The organism is Psychroflexus salarius, from assembly GCF_900129035.1.
GTDB lineage: Bacteria > Bacteroidota > Bacteroidia > Flavobacteriales > Flavobacteriaceae > Psychroflexus > Psychroflexus salarius.
This window is the reverse complement of sequence record NZ_FQTW01000002.1, coordinates 57,230-82,979: the sequence shown is the minus strand read 5'-3', so window position 1 is coordinate 82,979 and position 25,750 is coordinate 57,230. Positions and strand designations below refer to the sequence as shown.

At 33.5% G+C, this 25,750-nt stretch carries 22 protein-coding genes; 9 read left to right on the top strand and 13 right to left on the bottom strand.

Annotated features, from left to right (window positions below; translation table 11 throughout):
* Positions 1–72 precede the first annotated feature (72 nt).
* Complete coding sequence (locus BUB82_RS03570; protein ID WP_073192052.1) at positions 73–3,507, top strand: methylmalonyl-CoA mutase family protein; 3,435 nt, start codon at positions 73–75, stop codon at positions 3,505–3,507.
* A 131-nt stretch (positions 3,508–3,638) separates the two neighbouring features.
* Positions 3,639–5,105, top strand: coding sequence for an IMP dehydrogenase (guaB, locus tag BUB82_RS03565; RefSeq protein WP_234949756.1), 1,467 nt, complete (start codon positions 3,639–3,641; stop codon positions 5,103–5,105).
* Positions 5,106–5,181: 76 nt separating this feature from the next.
* On the opposite strand, the gene BUB82_RS03560 is transcribed toward guaB, so the two are convergent.
* Positions 5,182–5,712, bottom strand: a complete 531-nt coding sequence (locus BUB82_RS03560; RefSeq protein ID WP_073192049.1) for an OmpH/Skp family outer membrane protein — start codon at positions 5,710–5,712, stop codon at positions 5,182–5,184.
* Positions 5,713–5,764: 52 nt separating this feature from the next.
* Complete coding sequence (locus BUB82_RS03555) at positions 5,765–6,214, bottom strand: SRPBCC family protein (RefSeq protein ID WP_073192048.1); 450 nt, start codon at positions 6,212–6,214, stop codon at positions 5,765–5,767.
* A 117-nt stretch (positions 6,215–6,331) separates the two neighbouring features.
* On the opposite strand from BUB82_RS03555, the gene BUB82_RS03550 reads away from it, so the two are divergent.
* The 7 genes from BUB82_RS03550 to BUB82_RS03520 all read left to right on the top strand — a co-directional run bounded on the left by BUB82_RS03550 (position 6,332) and on the right by BUB82_RS03520 (position 15,357).
* Positions 6,332–8,290: a peptidylprolyl isomerase gene (locus BUB82_RS03550; protein WP_159432021.1), complete on the top strand. Its 1,959-nt coding sequence runs from the start codon at positions 6,332–6,334 to the stop codon at positions 8,288–8,290.
* Positions 8,277–9,131: a hypothetical protein gene (locus BUB82_RS03545; protein ID WP_083574461.1), complete on the top strand. Its 855-nt coding sequence runs from the start codon at positions 8,277–8,279 to the stop codon at positions 9,129–9,131. Before BUB82_RS03550 ends, BUB82_RS03545 begins: the two co-directional genes overlap by 14 nt.
* Positions 9,124–10,554: a peptidylprolyl isomerase gene (locus BUB82_RS03540; protein WP_234949755.1), complete on the top strand. Its 1,431-nt coding sequence runs from the start codon at positions 9,124–9,126 to the stop codon at positions 10,552–10,554. The genes BUB82_RS03545 and BUB82_RS03540 overlap by 8 nt, the downstream gene beginning before the upstream one ends.
* Before the next feature lie 3 nt (positions 10,555–10,557).
* Positions 10,558–11,511: an AAA family ATPase gene (locus BUB82_RS03535; protein ID WP_073192045.1), complete on the top strand. Its 954-nt coding sequence runs from the start codon at positions 10,558–10,560 to the stop codon at positions 11,509–11,511.
* 239 nt (positions 11,512–11,750) lie between these two features.
* A complete protein-coding gene (locus BUB82_RS03530) occupies positions 11,751–14,018 on the top strand; it encodes an aconitate hydratase (protein ID WP_073192043.1) in 2,268 nt (755 codons plus the stop codon).
* A gap of 65 nt (positions 14,019–14,083) precedes the next feature.
* Entirely contained in the window at positions 14,084–14,668 is a 585-nt protein-coding gene (locus BUB82_RS03525; protein ID WP_073192041.1) for a TlpA family protein disulfide reductase, read from the top strand.
* A complete protein-coding gene (locus BUB82_RS03520) occupies positions 14,668–15,357 on the top strand; it encodes a DUF3291 domain-containing protein (protein ID WP_200796290.1) in 690 nt (229 codons plus the stop codon). The genes BUB82_RS03525 and BUB82_RS03520 overlap by 1 nt, the downstream gene beginning before the upstream one ends.
* Here BUB82_RS03520 and BUB82_RS03515 read toward each other — a convergent pair.
* The 11 genes from BUB82_RS03515 to gpmI all read right to left on the bottom strand — a co-directional run bounded on the left by BUB82_RS03515 (position 15,344) and on the right by gpmI (position 25,718).
* Positions 15,344–16,498, bottom strand: a complete 1,155-nt coding sequence (locus BUB82_RS03515; RefSeq protein WP_073192037.1) for a lycopene cyclase family protein — start codon at positions 16,496–16,498, stop codon at positions 15,344–15,346. The genes BUB82_RS03520 and BUB82_RS03515 overlap by 14 nt on opposite strands.
* Positions 16,485–17,126, bottom strand: a complete 642-nt coding sequence (locus tag BUB82_RS03510) for a carotenoid biosynthesis protein (RefSeq protein ID WP_073192036.1) — start codon at positions 17,124–17,126, stop codon at positions 16,485–16,487. Before BUB82_RS03510 ends, BUB82_RS03515 begins: the two co-directional genes overlap by 14 nt.
* Entirely contained in the window at positions 17,110–18,588 is a 1,479-nt protein-coding gene (gene crtD, locus BUB82_RS03505) for a 1-hydroxycarotenoid 3,4-desaturase CrtD (protein WP_073192034.1), read from the bottom strand. The genes BUB82_RS03510 and crtD overlap by 17 nt, the downstream gene beginning before the upstream one ends.
* Complete coding sequence (locus BUB82_RS03500; RefSeq protein WP_073192032.1) at positions 18,588–19,034, bottom strand: sterol desaturase family protein; 447 nt, start codon at positions 19,032–19,034, stop codon at positions 18,588–18,590. The genes crtD and BUB82_RS03500 overlap by 1 nt, the downstream gene beginning before the upstream one ends.
* Positions 19,034–19,873, bottom strand: a complete 840-nt coding sequence (locus BUB82_RS03495; protein ID WP_073192030.1) for a phytoene/squalene synthase family protein — start codon at positions 19,871–19,873, stop codon at positions 19,034–19,036. The genes BUB82_RS03500 and BUB82_RS03495 overlap by 1 nt, the downstream gene beginning before the upstream one ends.
* A 3-nt stretch (positions 19,874–19,876) precedes the next feature.
* On the bottom strand, positions 19,877–21,337 hold the full coding sequence (locus BUB82_RS03490; protein WP_073192028.1) for a phytoene desaturase family protein: 1,461 nt from the start codon (positions 21,335–21,337) through the stop codon (positions 19,877–19,879).
* Between the two features lies 1 nt (position 21,338).
* A complete protein-coding gene (locus tag BUB82_RS03485; RefSeq protein WP_073192026.1) occupies positions 21,339–22,238 on the bottom strand; it encodes a MerR family transcriptional regulator in 900 nt (299 codons plus the stop codon).
* Between the two features lie 184 nt (positions 22,239–22,422).
* Positions 22,423–23,226 carry a type I methionyl aminopeptidase gene (map, locus tag BUB82_RS03480; RefSeq protein ID WP_073192024.1) on the bottom strand — a complete coding sequence of 268 codons (804 nt, stop codon included), beginning with the start codon at positions 23,224–23,226 and terminating at the stop codon, positions 22,423–22,425.
* Between the two features lie 6 nt (positions 23,227–23,232).
* A complete protein-coding gene (locus BUB82_RS03475; protein WP_073192022.1) occupies positions 23,233–23,655 on the bottom strand; it encodes a BT0820 family HAD-type phosphatase in 423 nt (140 codons plus the stop codon).
* A gap of 9 nt (positions 23,656–23,664) precedes the next feature.
* Positions 23,665–24,198, bottom strand: a complete 534-nt coding sequence (locus BUB82_RS03470) for a TlpA family protein disulfide reductase (protein WP_073192021.1) — start codon at positions 24,196–24,198, stop codon at positions 23,665–23,667.
* Complete coding sequence (gpmI, locus tag BUB82_RS03465; protein ID WP_073192019.1) at positions 24,195–25,718, bottom strand: 2,3-bisphosphoglycerate-independent phosphoglycerate mutase; 1,524 nt, start codon at positions 25,716–25,718, stop codon at positions 24,195–24,197. The genes BUB82_RS03470 and gpmI overlap by 4 nt, the downstream gene beginning before the upstream one ends.
* Positions 25,719–25,750: the final 32 nt, after the last annotated feature.

The following is a 25,750-nucleotide window of genomic DNA, read 5'->3' as shown; positions in this document are numbered from 1 at the left end:
TTAATTTTCGAAAGATTAAATTCAGTTTTCTTAAATTTACGGCACAAAAATTAATAATACTTCAAAGTTATAATGGAACAACAAAAACCATATCTCCCAAAGCATCAAATTCGTATTGTAACCGCAGCATCTTTATTTGATGGCCATGATGCCGCCATCAATGTCATGCGAAGAATTATACAATCTACAGGAGTAGAAGTCATTCATTTAGGACACGATAGAAGCGTAGAAGAAGTCGTCAACACAGCCATTCAAGAAGATGTTAACGCCATTGCGATGACTTCTTACCAAGGTGGTCATAATGAGTATTTTAAATATATGTACGATTTACTTCAAGAAAAAGGAGCTAGCCACATCAAGATTTTTGGCGGCGGTGGTGGTGTTATCCTTACGGAAGAAATTGAAGATTTAATGAATTATGGCATCACTAGAATTTACTCGCCTGACGATGGTCGTGAGATGGGATTACAAGGTATGATTAACGATTTGGTTGAAAGATCCGATTTTCCTACACCAAAATTAGTTGAAGCAGAAAAAACAGCCGAAAACCTTAAAAATAAAAATGTAAACACCATTGCGCGCTTAATTTCTTTAGCTGAAAATAGACACGATGAGTTTAAAGGTGTTTTTGAACCGATACAAAAATCGAGTAATAATGAAGTTCCAGTACTAGGAATTACAGGAACAGGTGGCTCAGGAAAATCTTCTTTAGTAGACGAATTGGTGCGTCGTTTTTTAGTTGATTTTGAGGATAAACAAATAGGAATAATTTCAGTAGATCCATCAAAACGAAAAACAGGTGGAGCTTTACTGGGCGACCGTATCCGTATGAATGCTATTAATTCGTCGCGAGTTTACATGCGTTCCTTAGCGACAAGACAATCTAATTTAGCACTCTCCAAATATGTACAAGAAGCCGTTGAAGTTTTAAAAGCGGCCAATTACGATTTAATTATTTTAGAAACTTCAGGAATTGGCCAAAGTGATACAGAAATCTTAGACCATTCTGATGTTTCATTATATGTAATGACACCCGAATTTGGAGCAGCCACACAATTAGAAAAAATTGACATGCTCGACTTTGCCAATTTGGTGGCGATTAATAAGTTTGATAAGCGTGGTGCAAAAGATGCGCTTCGCGATGTGAAAAAACAATACCAACGCAACCATCAATTATGGGATGCTAAACTCGACTCTCTACCTGTTTACGGAACCATTGCCTCTCAATTTAACGATCCAGGAATGAATGTGCTTTATAAGCAAATTATGGATTTGGTGGCAGAAAAAACTTCAGCGGGTTTAAATAGTACCTATGAAATTACAGATGAAATGTCTGAAAAGATTTTTGTGATTCCACCTGCGAGAACACGCTATTTGTCTGAAATTTCTGAAAATAACCGCGCTTACGATCATAAAGCCAAAGCTCAAGTTGAAGTTGCTCAAAAGTTATATGGCATCTTTAAAACCCTTGAAACTTCTACAGGAACAAGTCTAAGTTTAGATCAAAATGGAATAGATGAAGAATCCTTACAAAACAGTACTTCTGCTGAAAATGAGCAATTAGTCGGTTTACTCAAAAAAGAATTCGATCGCGTAAAAATGGATTTAGATCCTTATAATTGGGAGAAAATCTTAGCTTGGGATACCACAGTTAAACGTTATAAAGATCCGATTTATAGTTTTAAAGTGCGCGATAAGGAAATTAAGATTGAAACGCATACCGAATCGCTTTCACACCAACAAATTCCTAAAATTGCCTTACCAAAGTATCAAGCTTGGGGCGATTTATTAAAATGGTTGTTGCAAGAAAATGTGCCTGGAGAATTTCCTTACACTGCAGGTTTGTACCCATTTAAACGAACTGGCGAAGACCCAACTCGTATGTTTGCGGGAGAAGGTGGACCCGAACGTACCAACCGAAGATTTCATTATGTAAGTCAAGGTTTACCTGCAAAACGTTTATCTACTGCCTTTGATTCAGTTACTTTATACGGAAATGATCCTGATCACCGACCTGATATTTACGGAAAAATAGGTAATGCAGGTGTTTCTATTTGTTGTTTAGATGATGCTAAAAAATTATATTCTGGTTTTGATTTGGCGCACCACATGACTTCAGTAAGTATGACCATCAACGGACCAGCACCAATGTTACTTGGTTTTTTTATGAATGCAGCGATTGATCAGCAATGTGAAAAATATATTACTGAAAACGGACTGGAAAAAGAAGTAGAAGCAAAAATCAAACAGATTTATAAAGAAAATGGCTTAGAACGACCTAAATACAATGGCGATTTACCCGAAGGAAACAATGGTTTAGGGTTGATGTTGTTAGGTGTTACAGGTGACCAAGTTTTACCAACTGAAGTTTATCAAAAAATAAAAGCAGAAACCATAGCGGTAGTTCGTGGAACCGTTCAAGCTGATATTTTAAAAGAAGACCAAGCCCAAAATACCTGTATTTTTTCAACTGAATTCGCTTTGCGATTAATGGGCGATGTGCAAGAATATTTTATTGAAAATAAAGTTAGAAATTTCTATTCAGTATCTATTTCAGGATATCACATTGCGGAAGCTGGCGCGAATCCAATTACGCAGTTAGCTTTAACACTTTCTAATGGCTTTACTTACGTAGAATATTATTTAAGTCGTGGAATGGACATCAACAAATTTGGTCCTAACTTAAGTTTCTTTTTCTCTAACGGAATTGATCCGGAATACGCGGTGATTGGTCGAGTTGCAAGACGAATTTGGGCAAAAGCCATGCGTGACAAATATGGTGCAAACCCACGTGCGCAAATGCTTAAATATCATATTCAAACTTCAGGGCGTTCCTTACATGCGCAAGAAATCGATTTTAATGATATTCGAACTACGCTTCAAGCTTTGTATGCTATTTACGATAATTGTAATTCGTTACATACCAATGCTTACGATGAAGCTATTACCACACCTACGGAAGAATCCGTAAGACGTGCTATGGCCATTCAGTTAATTATCAATAAAGAATTAGGTTTAGCGAAGAATGAAAATCCAATTCAAGGTGCGTTTATTATTGAAGAATTAACCGACTTGGTTGAAGAAGCCGTGTTAACTGAATTTGATCGTTTAACCGAACGTGGCGGCGTTTTAGGTGCTATGGAAACTATGTACCAACGCAGTAAAATTCAAGAAGAAAGTTTACACTACGAAACCTTGAAACACACAGGAGAATTTCCGATTATTGGCGTAAATACGTTTTTAAGTTCTAAAGGTTCACCAACTGTAAAACCAAGGGAAGTCATTCGTGCAACAGAAGATGAAAAAGAATTTCAAATTAATACCTTAAACAAATTGCATGAAGCTTATGAAGATAAAGCGGCTGAAAGTTTAGCTAAAATCCAAGATGCAGCTATTAATAATCGTAACATATTTGAAGAATTAATGGAAGCAACCAAATATTGCTCTTTAGGTCAAATTACAGAGGCTTTATTTGAAGTTGGTGGCCAATACAGACGAAATATGTAATTATTATTTCGCTTAATAGCACAAAAGCCGTTTCAATTGAAACGGCTTTTAATTTATCATTAAATTATAATCAGCTCTAACTCAGCCCAAAATAAAAAGTCTATATTTGCATGCAATTAAATCTAATTGCAATGACTAATTCAAAAGTAAAAGGACTTGGACTTACTTACGACGATGTTCTATTAGTTCCTGCCTATTCAGATGTTCTACCAAGAACAGTGAGTATTCAAAGTAAATTCACCAAAAATATAAGCCTCAATGTTCCCATAGTCTCAGCCGCTATGGATACAGTTACAGAGTCTAGAATGGCTATTGCAATTGCAAGAGAAGGTGGAATTGGCGTCTTACATAAAAACATGACAATTGAAGCTCAAGCGCTTAAAGTTAGACGTGTAAAGCGTGCTGAAAGTGGTATGATTATCGACCCAGTTACCTTGCCATTAACAGCTACTGTTAAAGATGCTAATGATAGCATGAGAGAACACAGCATTGGTGGTATTCCTATAGTTGATGATTCTAAAAAATTAATAGGAATTGTTACAAATCGTGATTTGCGTTTCGAACAAAAAAACGACAGGCCAATAAAGGAAGTGATGACCACGGACAATTTAGTAACGGTTAGTGAAGGAACTTCACTAAAAGAAGCTGAAGTGGTTTTACAAGAACATAAAATAGAAAAACTTCCGGTGGTTGATGATGATAATGAATTAGTTGGATTAATCACGTTTAGAGATATAACAAAATTAACTCAAAAGCCATCTGCTAATAAAGATGCCTTTGGTAGATTACGTGTTGCTGCTGCTTTGGGTGTTACTAATGATATAGTTGAAAGAGCTTCTGCGTTGGTTAATGCTGGAGTGGATGCGGTTGTTATTGATACAGCTCATGGACATACAAAAGGTGTTGTTGAAGTTTTAAAACGTATAAAAAGCAAATTCTCAGAACTAGACGTTGTAGTAGGAAATATAGCTACCGCAGATGCTGCAAAATATTTAGTTGATGCTGGTGCTGATGCAGTGAAAGTAGGCGTTGGTCCTGGTTCAATTTGTACAACTAGAATTGTTGCTGGTGTTGGTTCTCCGCAGCTTTCAGCTGTAATGGAAGTTTCAGAAGCTATTAAAGGTACAGGCATACCTGTTATCGCTGATGGTGGTATTCGTTATACAGGTGATATTCCTAAAGCTATTGCTGGTGGTGCTGATTGTGTCATGTTAGGTTCATTGTTGGCAGGAACTAAAGAGTCTCCTGGAGAAACCATTATTTATGAAGGTAGGAAGTTTAAATCCTACCGTGGAATGGGTTCAATAGAGGCAATGGACAAAGGCTCGAAAGATCGATATTTCCAAGATGTCGAAGCTGATATCAAGAAATTAGTACCTGAAGGTATTGTAGGTCGTGTGCCTTATAAAGGTGAATTGGTTGAAAGCATGGTGCAATTTATCGGAGGTTTGAGAGCTGGTATGGGATATTGTGGTGCTAAAGATATTCAAACTCTTAAAGACAGTGCTCAGTTTGTACAAATTACAAGTTCTGGTGTAATGGAAAGTCATCCGCATAGTGTTTCAATTACTAAGGAAGCACCAAATTATAGCAGATAAATAAATGTATTCTTAAACTTAAAAAGCCATCAAAATTAAATTTTGATGGCTTTTTTATAGTTTAAAACTATTAATTTTAGTTTCCTATTGCTTGTTGGTCTTCTTCACTAATTTCAAGTCCAATTCTTTTCATGACCTTGATGGTTAAGTCGTATTCAGGGCTAATGTAAATTAAACTTTGGTTTTCATTAAAAACTTGTGTAAAACCTTCTTCTTTAACAATGGCTTCTAATGCAACTGCTATTTTTTGATATAGCGGTCTTAGCAATTCATCTTGTTTGATTTGAAGTAGCTTACTTGAGTTCTCTTGTAGTTTTTGTAAGTCGGCTTCAGCGGTGCGTATTTTTTTCTCTCGTGCAAGCCGAATAATTTTGGTTAAAGATTCTCGCTCATTGTTATATTTTTCTAACATTTCACGATAGTCGTCATATTTCTGCTTAATGCTAGCATCTAATTCTTCACCATAAGCGGTTAAATCTTTTTCAACTTGTTTTATTTCTGGCATCTGAGATAAAATATACTCATTATTAATTGTGCCGACTTTTGTTTGTGCTTGTAGCGCTGAGAAACTTACAAGACAAATCATAATGGTAAATAATTTTTTCATCATTTTTAAATTTACTGCAAATTACGCTATATTTTATTACTTTAACAAAGCCTTATTTAAGCGATGCAGAATTACCGTTTTCTATGTAGTCCTTAAAATCTTTCATGACTATTTTAGAACGTTCTTTAAAAATCGAGGGTAAAAGCTTACTAATCATTTTCATGTATCCAGAAAATTTAAATTTGCTATCAGATCTCCATACCGTAGAACCTTCAACTTCTGAGAAATAATTTTTTTGAATGCTAATTAGCCCAGCACTTCGATATTCAGCAAACCATTCATGCGGTAGGTTCTTGTGGATTATTTCTTCTCGCATAGTAATGGTGCTGAGGTCTAAGTCGATTTTTAATTTTCTTACACTACCAACCTCACCAGCTTCACCATGAATTGAGCGTGATTTTAAAAGTCCTCTTTGCCAGTGTTTCAGTTGGCCTTCATCTTTAAATACTTCTATAACCTTATCTAAAGTTCTATTTATTGTAATTTCTTCAATATATTTCATATTCAAAAGTAAGAAGCCTGTAATTTAGGATTTATAAATTATACTTTTTTATCATTATTTAAACATTGTCTGAGGTTTTTAAATTACTATTTTTGTTCAGTTTAAAAAAAAATGAAAATGAAATTTGCTATTAGATTAATTGTTTTTTTACTTGTAACACAATTAGGGTTTGCGCAAAGCTATCAGGCTGATGATGTTTTGTTTACTATTGAAGGTAAGGCGTTTACTGCAGCAGATTTTGTAGAAAATTACAAGAAAAACCTTGACATTGTTGTAGATGAAGGTCAAAGAGGCGTTAATCACTATCTTGATTTGTACATTGATTATCAACTTAAACTAAGCGCTGCAGAAGACTTAGGTATTGATACAAGCCAAAGTTTTTTAAAAGAGTATAAGCGATATTATAAGCAATTAGCCGATAATTATATTGCAAATGGTGATGTGACTGAAGCAATGCTCAAAGAAACTTTTAATCGAATAAAGACTGAAGTTAGAGCTAGACATATTTTAATAAAAATTGAAGGTAAACAAGCTAAAGATACATTAAAAGCTTATAATAAAGCACTATCGATTGCAGATGAAGTTAAAAAAGGTGCTGATTTTTCAAGTTTAGCAAAAAAATATTCAGCAGATCCTTCGGCACAACAAAACGGTGGTGATATGGGATGGTTTAACGCCTTTAAAATGGTTTATCCTTTTGAGTCTGCTACTTATCAATTAAAGGTAAATGAGGTTTCTGAACCAGTGAAAACACGATTTGGTTATCATATTATTCAAAAAACTGGTGAACGTGAGTCAAGAGGTAAAATTAAAGTGGCACATATTATGGTAACACCTAAGCCAAATGACTCGACTTTTAATGCAGAACAACGTATTAATGAAATTTATAAACTCACTAAAACTGAAGATTTTGCAGATTTAGCCAAGCAATATTCAGCAGATAAAAATACGGCTAAAATAGGAGGTGAGTTGCCTTATTTTGCTGTAGGCGGCTTAAATGATGATAATTTTGAAAACACCGCTTTTGCTTTAACAAAAGTTGGTGACATATCAAAACCGATAAAGACAAAATTTGGTTGGCACATTATTAAGTTTTTAGATCAAAAGCCTTTAGAACCTTATGAAGCGCAAAAAGAAGACGTAAGACGGCAAGTAAAAACATCTTCTCGTGCAAAATTAATTAATAAAAAAATAGCAGCGAATTTAAAACAACGTTACAAGCCTAAGTTTTCAAGAAACCACTTCATGCATGTTTCAGATGAAATTTCAGGCTTAATTGAAAATAATAAATTTAGAGTTGATAGTGTCTCAAATAAAAAATTGCTAAAATCTGAATTTTTAAAAATTCAAGATAAAAGTTACTCCTATAAAGATTATTTTAAATATTTAGAACTCAATCAACGCACCTACACAAATCAAAGTTCGCCAATTGAAGTAATTACCGCTTCAAAGGAAGATTATCTTTATGACAAACTAATTAAATTTCACCGAAACAACTTGGTAAATATTAATCCAGAATTTGCTAAATCTATAAAGACCTTTAAAGAAGGAATTTTGTTATTTGAAGTTATGGAGCAAAAAATTTGGAAGCCCATTAGCAAAGATTCTGTATCACAAAAGGCCTATTACGAATCTCACAAAAAAGAATTTTTTTCGAAAGCTTCAATACAAGCTAAATTATTTTCTGCCACCAATAAGTCCGTTTTAAAAGATGTAAGAAATGCTTACATCAATTTTAAAAATCAATCTAAAGATTCAATATTCAAAACAAAGCAAGACAATGTTTTGATAGAAACTGATACATTTACGAAAGAATCTACTAAATTACCGAAAGTTTTTCTCAATAGAAATGGTGTAACAAAAATTAAAAAGCATAACAACACCTATTTATTTATAGATATCTTGAGTAAATCGCCCTCTAGACAGTTACCTTTTAAAGAAGTTCGAGGGAAAGTAATCAGCCAACTGCAAAAGCTTAAAGAAGAACAGTGGTTAAGCGAACTAAGAAATCATTACAAAATAAGCATAAATACTAGCACATTAAATAAAATTGAGGAAAGTCTTGAAGATAAATAAATTAATTTTTGGCCTAATAATTTTAAGCTTAGGTTCTTGTCAACTATTTAGCGTTCAGGAAGAATCTGAAGTTTTGGCGAGTGTAAATACACATCAACTTTATAAAAGTGACCTAGTCGCAGCATTACCAAGTCAAATCACAAAAAACGACAGTGCTATTTTTGCCCAATCTTTTATCGAAAAATGGGCTACCGATAAAATCCTCATAGATCGCGCAAAATTAAACTTACCTAAAACCCAACAATCTTATTTTGATAGTCTAGCCAAAGATTATCGTGATGAATTACTTAAGAAAGCTTATTTAAATGCCGTTGTAGAAAAACAAGCTAAAGCACAAATAGATAGTATAGAAATTGCCAATTACTATGAGCAGAACAAGTTGAATTTTAAGCTTAATGAGTCACTTCTTCAAATACGATACATCGTCTTAAAACAAGATATTCAAGGATTTAAAACAATAAAAAAAGCATTTATTCGTTTTGATGAATCTGATAAGAGGCAGCTTGCTAACCAATCATTAGAATTTAAAAGTTTATATTTAAATGATTCTACTTGGGTAAGAAGCATTGATATTGAAAAAGAATTAAAACCTTACATTGAAAACTTTGATTTAGAATTATTTAATAGAAAAGGTTTTGTAGAAAAAAATATAAAAGATACGTTTGTGCTTATTTATCTTAAAAACAAATTATCAAGAAATGACCAAGCACCATTGAGCTATATAAAACCGACCATACGTCAAATTTTACTCAATAAAAAAAAGCTTCAGGTCTCACAACAAATTCAACAAGAATTAAAAAATGATGCGATACAAAATAACGAATTCAAAATATATGAATAATTTTAAAACGCTTTATTTAAGTTCACTTCTATTAATTTCACCATTTATATTTTCTCAAGTAACTGTTGATGAAAGTGATAACTTATTAAATAAAGTCAACCAAAAAGAAAAAATAGATTCAGTAAAATCTAATGCTATCGACCGCATGAAAATAGATGGTGTTGCTGGTGTTGTTGGTGATTTTTTAATCTTAGAAAGCGATATTAAAAAACTCTTTCAAGATGCTAAATCTCAAGGTTATGAAGAAAACATAGATTATTGTGACTTGGCTGAGCGTTTAATGGAAAATAAATTATTAGCACATCATGCCATTCAAGATAGTTTACCATTTAACATAGGTAGAGTCTCTGCCTATACCGAGCAACAAATGGGCGCATTGGTTCAAAGAACTGGCAGCATGCAAAAGCTTTTAGATTTTTATAATTATGATACTGAAGAAGAGATGCGAGCCGAGTTACAGCGAATTAATCGTGAGAAAATGCTCGCTGACGAAATGCAAGGTTCTATTGTAGATGGTGTTGAAATTACACCTGAAGAAACCAGAACTTTCTTTGAAAGTATCCCTGAAGACGAAAGACCATTAATTGGTAATGAAGTAGAAATTGCTCAAATAGTTATAGAACCTAAAGTAGGAGAAGAAGAAGAGCAAGCAGTTATAGATAAACTTAATGCTTACAGAGACGAAGTCCTTAACGGTGCAAGTTTTGCCACTAAAGCAATTTTATATTCTGAAGACCTAGGCTCTCGCCGTAAAGGTGGTAAAATTACCTTATCTCGTGAAGATCCATACGTTAAAGAATTTAAAGAAGCAGCATTTAGTTTGCGCGAAGGAGAAGTAAGTAGACCATTTAAAACAGAATTTGGCTATCATATTTTAACAGTCGATAAAATTCGAGGCCAACAAGTCGACGTGCGTCATATTTTATTATACCCAGAGGTCACAAAAGAAGCTGTAGAAAAGGCTAAAGAAGAAATAAAAAGTATAAGACAAAAAATTATTGACGGTGAAGTTAGTTTTGCCGCTGCAGCACGTGAAGCCTCAGATGAAAAAGAAACCAGAGAAAGTGGTGGTCAACTTATAAACAGCGCAACAGGCGATACAAAGTTTGAATTGTCTAAAATAGACCCAAGTATTTACGATCAAGTCGTCAACCTCAAAGAAGGTGAAGTTTCACGTGTTTTAACTGATTCAAAACCTAGAACTAGTGAAGTATTTTTCAAAATTATCACTGTAACTAACAAGACTGAAGAACATGTAGCCGATTTTGCTAAAGATTATACCAAGATTAGGGAACTCGCACTTCGCCAAAAACAAACTAAGGCTATAGATCAATGGAAGAAAGAAAAAGCAGCAGAAACTTATATTAAGTTAAATGGCGCTTATAAATCATGCGATTTTGCTGAAGATTGGCTAAATAACTAAACTATGTCTGAAACTAAAGTCATTGATAATTTTGTAGAAAAGTACAATCAGCTAAAAACAGAAATTGGAGGTGTAATTATAGGTCAAGATGCCGTTGTATCTGAAATATTAATCTCAGTTTTTTCTGGCGGCCATGCTTTGTTAATAGGTGTTCCAGGTTTAGGTAAAACACTTATGGTTAACACCATAGCAACATGCTTAGGCTTAGATTTTAAGCGTGTACAGTTTACGCCAGATTTAATGCCTAGTGATATTTTAGGCGCTGAAATTTTAGATGAAAGTCGGCAATTTAAATTCCTTAGAGGTCCAGTTTTTGCTAACATTGTTCTGGCTGATGAAATTAATAGAACACCACCGAAGACCCAGTCAGCTCTATTAGAAGCTATGCAAGAAAAATCGGTTACTGTTGCTGGACATACCTACAAACTTCCAAAACCTTATTTTGTCTTAGCAACCCAAAATCCAATAGAACAAGAAGGGACTTATCCTCTACCAGAAGCTCAATTAGACCGCTTTATGTTTGCTATAAACTTGTCTTATCCAAGTTTTCAAGAAGAAGTTGACGTTGTTAAATCAACGACTAATAATTTTATACCGCAACTTAAATCTATATTTAATTCAGAAGAAATCTCGGCAGTTCAACAAGTGATTAGAAGTATGCCCGTAGCCGATAATGTTATTGAATATGCTGTTAAACTTGTTTCTAAAACAAGACCCTTAGAGACTAGTGCTGCTGAGATTGTTAAAAAATATATTGAATGGGGCGCTGGACCTCGTGCTTCACAAAACTTAATTTTAGCAGCGAAAACACACGCCGCAACTAAAGGAAAATATTCACCTGATATTGAAGATATTCAAGCGGTTACCGAAAGCATTTTAAGGCATCGTGTTGTTAGAAATTACAAGGCTGTTGCTGAAGGTGTTGATATCAATAAAATTCTGAAAGAATTAGTCTAATATTTTCAGCTTATCTAAACTGATTATAAATTGAGAGACAACCCTTATAATTTCATTTAATTCGTATTGTAATTTTATGAGAAATTGAATTTTTTCTTCTAGAAATAGTTTTTTTCGTAAAAAAAAGTATTAAAACTAGTCTTTTATTAAATAATATGCGACTTATATTCCTTTTCTTTATTGATTTTTAAAGTTATAGGACTTTTCTTATTTTTGTACAATAACTTAAAACTATATTTATGGCTTTTGATATTGATATGATAAAGCAAGTTTATAGTCAAATGGCAGATCGTGTAGACAAAGCGCGTGAAACAGTAGGAAAGCCATTGACGCTTGCAGAGAAAATTTTATATTCTCATTTATGGGATGGAGAACCAAACAAAAACTTTAAAAGAGGAAAAGATTATGTAGAGTTTTCTCCAGACCGTATTGCATGTCAAGATGCAACAGCTCAAATGGCTTTGCTTCAATTTATGCAAGCTGGTAAAGATAAAGTAGCAGTACCAACAACAGTTCACTGTGACCACTTAATACAGGCTAAGCAAGGTGCTAACAAAGACTTAGCTCGCGCTAATGATACTAGTAAAGAAGTATTCGATTTCTTAGAATCTGTTTCTACGAAATATGGTATCGGATTTTGGAAGCCAGGCGCAGGAATTATTCACCAAGTTGTTCTTGAAAACTATGCATTTCCAGGAGGTATGATGATTGGTACCGACTCTCATACCGTTAACGCTGGTGGCTTAGGTATGGTAGCTATTGGTGTTGGTGGTGCCGATGCTGTTGATGTAATGGCTGGTATGCCATGGGAATTAAAGTTTCCTAAATTAATAGGCGTTAAGTTAACAGGTCAACCACAAGGCTGGACAGCAGCAAAAGATGTTATATTAAAAGTAGCTGAAATACTTACTGTAAAAGGTGGTACTGGCTGTATCGTTGAATATTTTGGTGAAGGTGCTAAAAATTTATCATGTACAGGAAAAGGCACTATTTGTAACATGGGAGCTGAAATAGGTGCTACCACTTCAACATTTGGCTATGATGATTCTATGGAGCGCTTTTTAAGAGCGACAGATCGAAATGAAATTGCAGATGAAGCTAACAAAATAAGAGAACATTTAACAGGTGATGATGAAGTTTATGCAAATCCTGAGCAATATTTCGATCAAGTGATTGAAATTGACCTCAGTACTCTAAGACCTCACTTAAATGGTCCTTTTACACCAGATTTGGCAACACCAGTCGGAGAACTTGGTAAAAAGGCAAAAGAGAATGATTGGCCAATAAAAGTAGATTGGGGTTTAATAGGTTCTTGTACTAATTCTTCCTACGAAGATTTAACAAGAGCAGCGTCAATCGCTAAGCAAGCTGTTGATAAAAAACTAAAACCAAAGTCTGATTTCGGAATTAATCCTGGCTCTGAACAAATACGATTTACAGCAGATCGTGACGGTTTGTTACAAGTTTTTGAAGATTTGGGTGCAACTATTTTTACGAATGCTTGTGGGCCATGTATTGGCCAATGGGATAGAAGCGACATGAAAGGTGACGAGAAAAATACCATCGTTCACTCGTTTAACCGAAACTTCTCAAAACGTGCAGATGGTAATCCTAATACACATGCATTTGTTGGTTCACCAGAAATGGTCGCGGCTATAGCTATTTCAGGTCGTTTAGACTTTGACCCAATGAATGATACTTTAGTTAATGAAGATGGAGAAGAGGTTAAACTAGACCCACCAAAAGGTATTGAGTTACCAGAACTTGGCTTTGATGTTGAGGATAACGGTTATTTAGCTCCTAAAGAAGACGGAAGTAGTGTTGAGGTTAAAGTAGATCCAGAGTCTAGTAGAATTCAACTTTTAACACCTTTTGAACCTTGGGATGGAAAAAACATTACAGGCGCAAAATTATTAATTAAAGCTCATGGTAAATGTACTACAGACCACATTTCTATGGCTGGACCTTGGTTAAAATATAGAGGCCATTTAGATAATATCTCTGATAACTGTTTGATTGGTGCTGTAAATGCATTCAATATGAAAACAAACTTTGTAAAAAGCCAGATAACAGGAAAATATGATGCTGTGCCTAAAACACAGCGCCAGTATAAAGCTGAAGGTATTCCTACTGTTGTTGTTGGTGATCATAATTACGGTGAAGGCTCTTCTAGAGAACACGCTGCGATGGAGCCAAGACATTTAGGTGTTCGCGTGGTTATTGTTAAGTCTTTTGCTCGTATTCATGAAACTAACCTTAAAAAACAAGGTATGTTAGGCTTAACTTTTGCAAATGAAAACGATTACGATTTAATTCAAGAGGATGATACATTTAACTTTTTAGATCTTGATCAGTTTGCAGAAGATAAACCATTAACAATAGAGTTGGTTCATAAAGATGGATCAAAAGATACCATTAAAACAAACCATACCTATAACGAAACCCAGATTAATTGGTTTAGACTAGGCTCTGCTTTAAATATGATTAAAAAGCAAAATAAGTCTTAATTAGTTAGCTTATTTTTAACTGAAAAACCACCTTTTGAGGTGGTTTTTTGTTTTATTTTAGCCTAATGAATTCACCAGAAAACCCAAAAAAACAATCATGGCTAAAGCGTCAATGGAGCAATGTTCTTTTTGTGATTATACTTATTTTATTAATAATTCCTCAAACACGATTGCCAATTCAAGTGGCGCTTAATAAACTCATTGCATTTAGCCCATCTGAATTAAGTCAGGATGAACAACTGGAAATAACAAGTTATGATTGGTCGTTACAAAGAGATAGCAAGCAAATTAATTTTTCAAATTCTAGGGGCAAGGTGGTTTTTTTAAACTACTGGGCAACTTGGTGCGGTCCATGTATTGCCGAAATGCAAAGTCTACAAGACTTGTATAATAGATATAAAGGAAGCGTTGATTTTTATTTTGTTACTTCTGATGATAAAGCAAAAGTTAAAAGCTTTTTAAACAATAATAATTATAATTTACCTGTTTATTATAGCTTATCAGTGCCACCTGAAAAGTTGCGTAGTTCAAGTCTGCCAACAACTTATGTTATAAGTAAACAAGCTGATGTTATAATGTATAAAGTTGGTGCCGCAGATTGGAATTCAGAGAGTGTTCATAATACCCTAAATCGATTAATTAAAGAATAATGCAACAATTTGTGACTTTAACCGAGTTTAAGTTTAATTCTTTTCAATCTAAATTATGGGCTTTTTTTATGATGCAATTTGCGCACAAACCACTCTCTAAAGTTCAAGGGCAAGATTTCTATAAATTATTTGGAAGTGGAAAATCTAATTTTAATCCCTTTCCTGACTGGACAACTTATGCCATATTACAAACATGGGAATCTGAAAAAGCTGCTAAAAACTTTTTTGAAGAGTCTCAGATTTATAAACGTTATTGCCAACATTCCCAAAAGCATACAATTATAGAAATGCAGCCTATACAATCAAGAGGTTCATGGAATAATAAAAATCCGTTTCGCTTTAAATCTTCTGAAGTTTCAAATATACCATCAGCTTCTAAAATCGCTGTGATTACACGCGCTAGTATAAAGCTATCAAAACTTTTTAAATTCTGGAAAGCAGTACCGAGTTCACAAAAACCTTTAGAAGACGCAAGTGACTTGATATATACTAAAGGATACGGTGAAGTGCCTTTTTTTGAAATGGCTACTTTTAGTCTGTGGAAATCACTTGAGGGATTAAATAAATTTGCTTATCAAAGCAAAGCGCATGTAAAAGTGATAAAAAAGACGCGTCAAATCAAGTGGTATAATGAAGAGTTATTTGCGCGGTTTAAGGTGCTTAATGTAAAGGAAGTTACCTCACCTTAAATCCCGATAAAATATGCTTGCCAAATGCTTTAATAAACGGTGTTGAAGTTAAATTAGATACTATAGATAAATCTTCAATAAAGGTTGATTTTTCGTCAAGGAATCTAAAAATTGTCTCAATTTTGTTGTGCTTATACATTTTATAGAAAAGCGTTTCTCCAAAGCTATTTTGATTGCTTAAAACATCTAAAAATAACTTATCATAGTGATTGTATTTAGTGGGAAAATTTGTCGTTAGCTTTTGTCCATTTAAAAGTTGCCTTACGATGTGTTCAGCTTGACGTTCGCAATTTTTAAAAGCATATCCAGTTGAAGCCTTCACCCAACCACCAGCTGTACCAATTTTAATGATTGAAGTTGTTGAATATTGGTCAAATGGAAAATTAGTCATTGGTATGTTGCCTTGTTCAACACTTAGGATTTTATGTTTTGGTATTTTTTTTAGTTTAAGATAATTATTTAAAAATTGGTCATAAATATGATCACTTACACGATGTGGCGTAAAATAAGTAAATTCAATTAATGCTTTTGTAGTTGAAATGGGTAAAACATAAGTAAAACTTGTAGATTGACCGTCTTTAACGCTAAAATCCATCATCGTGAAGCGATCAGGATTAAAAAACGGTTGATCTGTCTCTATAAACCAGCCTTTGAAATGTTGATTGATGTTATAATATTTGTTTGGCTTAAAAAAATCACGCGTTATTCGACTATCAAATACCAATTGAGAGCGAAATGTAGATGTTTTTGTAGTGACTTCAACTTGGCCGTCTGCCAACTCGTCTAGTTTTTCAACTTCATCTTTTAGCCAATGTATGTTTGGTTCAAGCTCAATTTTAGATTTGGCAAATTCATAAAAATCAAGTGAATTTAACATTTTATAGCGATACTGATTTAAGTTAAAATCAATTGCTTCATTTTTAGCGGTTACGTTTCCTTTATTCCATGATTTTGTGAGTATTTTATTCCAGTTTCCTTGTTCTTCTTCCCAAAAGCACCAAGTTTTATCATTTTCTTTTTTTAAACTCGGTTCGATGATTAATAGTTTATCATCATCTAATAAGTTTTTTCTCAACATTGCTAAAGTGAGATGTAATCCTGCTGCTCCTGCGCCGACTATGATATATTTAAAAGTAGACATAGAAGTAGATGAAAAAGATGAGTTGTGCGATATAAATATGTAAGGCGATTTTAAAGTTTCCGAGTATTTTAAAGTACAGAAGTATTAGGTTGAAGATATAAGCAAAAGCAAACCATGCGATGTAATTACTTAGTGGGACCATAGAATTCTCGAATCTCCAAAAATCAAATTTTGGTGCTGAAGCTTCCATAAAAAAGTCTAAGATAAGCATTAACGCTGCACCAATAAAAGCTTGAAAAAATAGCGATAATTTAGGTGAAATTTCCGTTGCTAATTTAGCTGTAACTAAACTTAAAATTCCCCAGTTTATCCCTATCAACAGAGGTACGCCTAATAGCTTAACGCCTAAATTTTCGCCATATTTATAATTGCCAAAAAACCATCCATAATTAACGCCTAAGACTTCGGCAAAAAAGCCTAGTATTGATATGAGAATAAATAAGGCTAAACTTTTTTTACTTAGTAAGTTATAAGCTAAAATCACGATACCAAGCACCACTAATAAGTTAATGCTTGTTTTTGGCATAAACCATGACTCGTAACCTAATGAAATACCAATAATTCCAGAGATATGAAATAACCAAAGTAAACTAATGGCTATCGTGTGATGTTTATTTGCTATGGTCATGATCAATAAGGTCTGAAACTATTTTACCTGAAAGTAAGCACAGCGGAATTCCTCCACCAGGATGAACGCTTCCACCACAAAAGTACAAGTTGTTTAGTTGTGATGAAAAGTTAGGATGTCTTAAAAAAGCTGCAAATTTATTATTGCTTGAAGTACCGTAAAGCGAACCTTTAAAAGATGAAGTCTCTTTTTCAATTTCAACCGGTGTTAACACATGCTCAGTAGCAATGTAATTTTCAACCCTTGTATTTAAGATACGGTTAATTTTATTAATTATTTTTTCTCTGATGTATGTGGTCTGTTCTTTCCAGTTTTGATTTTCATTAGTTGGGGCATTAACCATTACAAACCAGTTTTCATGTCCTTTAGGCGCATCTGTTTTAACTTCTTTTGATGTGATATTAATGTAAACAGTTGGGTCTTTATAAAAGTATTTTTTATTAAAAATATGATCAAACTCGGTTTTGTAGTTTTCTGAAAATAAAATATTATGTAAATCTAATTCAGGAAATGCTTTAGTAATTCCCCAGTAAAAAATTAATGCCGAACTTGAGCGTTCTTGATGTAATGTTTTTTCTGGTGGTTTTAAATCTTTTAAAAACGATTGATAAGCTGTAAAAACATCCATGTTACAGACTACAATGTCAGCTTCAATTTCAGATGAATCAGTGACTACAGCCCTAGCTTTATTTTTAAATGTTTTAATAGAGTTAACTTTTGTGTTAAGCTGAATTTTAATTCCAACGTCTCTGGCTAGTTTAGTTAAACTTTGCGAAATATCATGCATGCCGTTTTCTGGAAGAAATGTGCCTTGATACATTTCTAAATAAGGAATCATACTCATTATACCAGGTGTTTTATAAGGTGACGACCCATTATAGGTGGCATAACGATTAAATAACTGGGTTAGTTTTGGGTTTTCAAATCCTTTCTCATTTACATTATTTAGACTTGTGTTTAAGTCTAAAACCCCGATATCTTTAATGGCTCTTAGCGTATCTAGAGATAAATAGGTTTTAAATCTATGAAGTGATTTTTCTAAAAATAGATTAGAAGTTAATTGATACTTTTTTTCAGTTTTGTTAAGATATGTTTTTATGTTTTCAATAGGTTCGTTGAATGTTTGGCTAGCATCTGAAATAAATTCATCTAAGTTTGCACTTGCCGAAAAACTTTGGCCATCTTCCCAAAAGTAATTACAAATATTTTTTTTGCGATGATAGTTGAAGTAACTGTTTGGTTTTTTATTAAATAACTCAAATAATTCATCTACCAAATAAGGAAGCGTAAATAAAGATGGTCCTAAGTCAAACCGATAATCACCCCGATTAATGGCATGCAACTTTCCGCCAGTGTAATTATTTTGTTCTATAATAGTAACTTCATAGTTTTGATGCCTTAGACGCAATGCAGACGCTAAACCAGCAATTCCAGCACCAACTACAATAGCTTGTTTTGCCATTAAGATAAGTATTTCTTAAAATATTTTATAGGCGGTAAAAGCATCCCAAAACATTCACCATGTTCTTTACCTAAGTGTTTATGATGCATTTTATGAGCGCGTCTTATTGCTTTTGCATACCAACCATCAGCTTTTCTGAATAACTTAAAACGTTGATGAATAAATATATCGTGCACTAAAAAATAGGCTAAACCATAAGCTGCAATTCCTGCGCCAATAGCAATGCCAAAACTGATATCACTCATAAAAAAATACATACTCACAGCGGCGTAAAATACAAAAAACAAATCGTTGCGCTCCCACCAAGAATTATGATCTTTTTTGTGATGGTCTTTATGTAATGACCATAAAAATCCGTGCATGACATATTTGTGGGTAAACCACGCCATAAATTCCATCGCGCTGAAGGTAGCTAAAAAGATAATTAGCCATAATACTATATTCATTATATTAAATTTAGTCTACAAGATAAATAAGATTGGGCAAGCAGGCTTGCTTTTTGATAATCTGGTACTCGGATTCTTTTCTTTTTGATTTCTAATGAAGGTGTATTTTTTAACTTCTGAAGGAGTTTTAAATAATATATGTACGCAGTGTATACACCTAATTTTGCTTCAACAGGCAACTTAATAATTCCGCGTAAACCAGCTTTAAAATCAGCTTCAATCTCGTTAATAATATCGTTTTTTGTGGCTTCATCTAAGCAATTTAGGTTAGCATTTGGAAAATAAGAACGCTCAAGCTCTTCGCAGTCAGCCTTTAAATCTCTTAAAAAGTTGACTTTTTGAAAAGCAGATCCTAATTTCATTGCATCATGCTTTAAAGCTTCATATTCATCTTGATTACCTTTCACAAAGACTTTTAAACACATTAATCCAACAACATCAGCAGAGCCATAAATGTAGGCTTCGTACTCTTCTTTGGTTAAATATTCACTTTTAAATAAATCTTTTTCCATGCTATCCATAAATGCTTCATAAAGTTCAGCCGGAATATTATATTTATGAACAGTCTCTTGAAATGCATTTAGAATTGGGTTTAAACTTATTTTGTATTCAATCGCTTCATACATTTCAGCCTTAAATTTATCAAATAATTTCTGCTTGTCGTAATCATGGAAAGTGTCAACTATCTCATCTGCAAATCTAACAAAGCCATATATGTTATAAATATCTTGCCTAATTGATGGTGCTAGTAGTTTTGTTGCTGAAGAAAATGAGGTGCTGTAAGATTTGGTAACAATCTTACTACAATCTCTGGCAACATTGTCAAAAATTGATTTCATAGCTTATAAATTTTTTTCAATAAGTTGTGCAACCAACTTACCTGAGATTAATGCTGGTGGTACGCCTGGTCCAGGAACAGTTAATTGCCCAGTAAAATAAAGATTATTTACTTTTTTGCTTTTTAGTTTTGGTCTTAAGAAGGCTGTTTGTAATAAAGTGTTTGCCATACCATAAGCATTACCTTTGTAAGAATTATAGTCTTCTTTAAAATCATCTACACAATATGTTCTTTTGAAGATGATATGGTCTCTAACATTTTGTTTGGTTAACTTTTCAAACCTTGACATGACAATATCAAAGTATTGCTTTCTTAAACTTTCCGTATCTTCTAAGCCAGGTGCGATTGGGACCAAGAAGAAACCGTTTTCACAACCATCTGGGGCTGTGTTTGGGTCGGTTTTAGACGTAAAATTGGCATAGAATAATGGTTCTTTAGGCCACTTAGGTTTTGTGTAAATGCTATGGGCATGTTGATTAAAATCTACATCAAAATATAGATTGTGATGTTCTACATTTTTAATTTTTTTATCAAAACCAATATAAAATAATAAAGAGGAAGGCGCAAATACTTTTTTATCCCAATATTCTTCAGAATACTGTCTGTGTTTTTGCTCTAATAATGTTTCGGTATGATGATAGTCTGCACCTGATAAAACAATATCGCAATTAATTGGTGCTCCATCAACTTCTAAATGCGAAACACTGTTACCATTAACGCCAATCTTAGTAATATTAGAACTAGTATTAACTTTTACACCAAGTGATTCTGCTAGGTTTTTCATTGCCTTGATTACTTCAAAAAAACCGCCTTTAGGATGCCAAGTCCCTAAACCAAAATCTGCATAATTCATAAAATTATAGAATGAAGGCGTTTCACTTGGTTTCGCGCCTAGAAACAAAACAGGAAATTTTAAAACTTGTTTCAGTTTATCACTTTTAAAAGCTTTTTCAACATCTTTATCTACTGTACTAAAAAAGGCGCCAAGTTTTTTTATAGTTTTTGGTGTTACTAATTCTAATGCTGAAACACCAGGCTTGTAGACTAAATCCTTAATGGCAATGTCATAATTTTCTTGAGCATTACTTATAAATTTCATTAATTTACTAGCGCCATGCTTTTCCTCTTCGTCAAAAACTTTATAAATCTTTTCTAGATTATCACCTATTTTGATATGCTCGTCTTCTCCAAACACAACCTGATAACCTGGATCGAGTTTGTCAAGTGAATAATAATCTGAAGGTTTTTTATTAAAATCAGCGAAAAAGCGTTCAAACACATCTGGCATCCAGTACCAAGACGGACCCATATCAAAGGTAAAGCCTTCAGCTTTGAATTGTCTTGCGCGACCGCCAATGTTATCATTTTTTTCGAAGATTTCTACCTCAAATCCAGCTTTAGCTAAATAGCAAGCAGCTGAAAGCGATGAAAAACCAGAACCTATGATTGAAATTTTTTTACTCATATTATAAATTTAATGTTAGGTCGTTTAAGGTTTTAAAACTTTTAATTTGTTGAGGTAATTCGAAATTACTTTCTATTAATTCAATTGATTTTCTTCCTAACAACCAGTATTCGGCATTGCTTTCCGCAATAACTTTTTTGTTAAAAGTAGTTATATAATCTTCAATATTTTCTGGCTTCACTGTTAAATAACTTACAAAAACAGTTTTATCAAAAAGCTGAGATAAATAAGTTAAATCATCCATCGGAAGACTTTGACCGAGAAATATAACTTTATAACCGTGCAAAAGCAGTTCATAATTGGTGTAAAATAGTCCAATGTCATGAATTTCTTCTTCAGGTAAAAATAGAACAAAAACTTTATCGGTTTTCGAAGGTTCTTCAAATTGAAGTTTCTCAATATTGATAAATAGTTTTTGCTTAATTAAAGTTGAAATAAACTGTTCATGCGCTGGAGTAATCGTCTCTGCCTGCCATAAAAATCCTATTTCTTGCAACAACGGTATAAAAACATCATTATAGATTTCTCCAAAAGTTTTTGATTCAAGCAAATTATCGTAAGTTTTTAAGAATAAAGCTTGGTCAAAATTCATCATCGCTACTTTAAATGATTTTAAAGCACGATTCATATTACTTTTACTAGTGGTAATGTTTTTAACTAAATTATTAATCTCATCATCTGTCATTTTTGAAATCCGAGAAATTTTATAACCGTTTTCATTCAAAAATGTGATGTTTAAGATTTTTTGTAGGCCACTTACATCATAAGTTCTAATGTTAGAGTCAGTTCGTTTTGGTTTCAGTACACCATAACGTTTTTCCCACATTCTGATGGTGTGTGCTTTTATTCCACTTAAAGATTCTAAATCCTTGATACTGAAGTTTTGTTTTATATTTCCCATAATGAAGTTTAACAAAACCAAAAATATAGAATAGAATCTTATTTTGTTTAAAAGACCGCGTTAAAAATTAAACATAAATGTTAACATTTGTTAACTAGCGATTCAGCCCTTAGATTATGAATTAAAATGTTGATAGTGAAGTGTTATAAGGAGTAGTAAAAATATTTTATTAATTATATGAAAATTAGAATTTAAATTGGTTTTCTTCATTTGAAGTAATCCCTAAAGCTTCATATATGTAATCAAAAGTTGATAATAATTTTGGTTCTCCATTAACTAAAGCCACATCATGTTCAAAGTGGGCACTTGGTTTCATGTCGGCTGTTAAAATGGTCCAACCATCAGGGAGTTGTTTTACACGTTTGGTGCCTAAATTAATCATTGGTTCTATGGCAACCGTCATACCTTCAACAAAACGTTTTCCACGACCACGCTTGCCGTAGTTTGGCATTTCCGGATCTTCATGCATTGTTTTACCTATACCATGACCTACGAGTTCTCGAACAACACCATAGCCATGTTTTTCAGCATGTTTTTGAATAGCAAAACCGACGTCACCAATACGGTTACCTTGTTTAAATTGCTCAATCCCTTTGTATAAGGATGCTTTTGTTACCTCAAGAAGTTGTTTTACTTCTTTGCTAACCTCTCCAACTTCAAAAGTGTAAGCATGGTCTCCATAAAAATTATTTTTAATGGCGCCACAATCTATAGAAATGATATCACCTTCTTCTAAAGCTTTATTGTTAGGAATACCATGCACAACTTGGGCATTTGGACTCATGCAAAGTGTATTTGGAAAATCATATAAACCCAAAAATCCAGGGATTGCACCATGATCTCTTATAAATTCTTCTGCTTTTTTGTCAAGTTCTAACGTGGTAACACCTGGTTTTACTTCTTTGGCAATCATGCCTAATGTTTTAGAAACAACAAGGGCACTTTCACGCATTAACTCAATTTCTTCTTCAGATTTAGGGATAATCATTAATTGTTATTTAAAAAGTTTGTTAAACAGTCCTTTTTTCGACTTTTTTGTTGGTTTATTTTTAAATGTATCATCTTCACCGATTAATTCGCGATATACATTTCCCCAACCATAAAATCCGCCAATATTTCGATCATCAATAAAAATATCAGCTTGTATTTTGCGACTAATTTCTTCAGAAAATTCTTCTTCTGGATAACTTCTGTTAATAGCATAAAACTCGATGCCATTTTCTTTACAAAAGTTGACCGCTTCCTCAAGGCTTTTGCCGCTTCGGTAGGTCCATAATATTAAAATGTGACCTGTTTCTTGTAATTTTTTTAGTGTTTCAAATGCAAACAGCATCGGTTCACCAATGCCAGGATATTTATTTTCTACAATAGTACCGTCAAAATCTACGGCAATAATTGGCTTTTTTTGTGAAATCATAGTTAGTTATTAAAAGTCGTAGCTGTGTTTGTAGTCACGTTCGGCCATAATTTTAAACAAATCTTTTTCAAGTGTTTCTACTGCAAACTCAACAAAACGGTTCAATTCTTTACCATCTTTGTAAACTATGATGGTTGGAACATTTATGATATTTAGTTGCTTGGCTTTTTCTTTAGTAATTTCAGGTACTTTTTTACTTCTTGTAACGCCAATCATTGTTAACTGATCTTTGTCAAAATTGATTAAATCTAAAATTTTAACTAATCTAGGTAGTTCACGTCGGCTATCTGGACACCAAGTGCCTAAATAAATTTCAATGTTTAAATCTTCTAGATTTTCGAGTGAAGTAATTTGATTTAAAATACGATTATTTGGGTTGTAGGCTTTATATTCTTTTAGAAACCAAGTCGAATTTTTTGTTGCTTTTAATTCTTCTAAACTGAATTCGCCTAACATGATTTCATAATTTTGGGCTTGTAATTCGTTTACAGTTGAAGTTACCGAAACAATTAGTACGAGTAAAATTTTGATGATATTTTTCATGAGATTAAGGATTTTTGTGTCATTAAATCTGGTTGTTTGATGCCCATTAAATCGAGTATTGTCGGTGCAATATCACCTAAAATACCATCTTTAACAGATTTTATGTCTTTATCAACCAAAATAAATGGCACAGGATTAATTGTATGAGCTGTATTTGGTGAACCATCTTCATTTTTCATGGTTTCGCTGTTACCGTGATCGGCAATCACAATTACACTATAGTTGTTTTTTTCTGCAGCATCAATCAATGTTTGTAAACAAGTATCAACTGTTTCGCAAGCTTTTACAGCCGCATTAAAATCGCCTGTGTGGCCTACCATATCTGGGTTGGCAAAATTAATGCACATAAAATCAGCTGTTTCATTTTCAATTTCAGGCACTAATTTATCCCGTAATTCAAATGCGCTCATTTCAGGTTTTAAATCATATGTGGCTACTTTTGGTGAGTTCACCATAATGCGTTTTTCATCTCTGAATGGTGTTTCGCGGCCGCCAGAAAAGAAAAAGGTAACATGTGGATATTTTTCGGTTTCAGCAGCGCGAATTTGAGATTTACCAGTATACTCCAAGACTTCACCTAAAGTTGCTTTTAGATGTTCTTTTTTATAGACCACATTAATGTTTTCAAAGGTATCGTCGTATTGTGTCATGGTCACAAAATACAAAGGTAAATGAGACATCCCAACGTCTTTAAAATCTTCTTGACTTAGTGCTTGCGTTAATTGTCGGCCGCGATCAGTTCTAAAATTAAAAAAAATAACGACATCACCTTTTTGAATTTGGCCGTTATTGGTAGAATCTTTTAAGTCGATTTTTATAGGTTCAATGAATTCGTCTGTGATGCTACTATTATAACTTTGTTCAATGGCTTCAACTGGGTTTGTAGTGCTGACTTCAGCTTTAGCATTAACAATTAAATTATAGGCTTTAGCAACGCGTTCCCAACGCTTGTCACGATCCATCGCATAATATCTTCCTATAATACTAGAGAGTTTAGTTTTGTAGTTTTTAGTGAAATCTTCAATCGATTTAATAAAATCTTTACCTGAATTTGGGTCAACATCGCGACCATCTGTAAAGGCATGAATAAAACTTTCTGGAACACCAGCGTCATTTGCAGCTTTTACAAGGCCTTCAAGGTGTTTGATGTGAGAATGCACGCCACCGTCACTTACCAAACCTAAAAAGTGAACCGATTTGTTATTTTCTATGGCATAGTTAAAAGCTTGTGCTAAAACAGGCTCATCTTTAAGTGTATCTTTTTCAACAGCCCTATTTATTTTTACAAGGTCTTGGTAAACAATACGTCCAGCGCCAAGATTCATATGGCCAACTTCAGAGTTTCCCATTTGGCCTTCAGGTAAGCCAACATTGAGTCCGTCTGTGCGTAAAGTTGCATTAGCGTAGGTTTTATACAGCTTATCCATGCAAGGCGTTTTGGCAACATCTACGGCCGAAACCGATTTGTTTTTGGCAATGCCCCAACCATCAAGAATGGTTAAAATGACTTTTTTATCCATGGTTTGTTTCTTTTGTGCTAAAATATGAATAA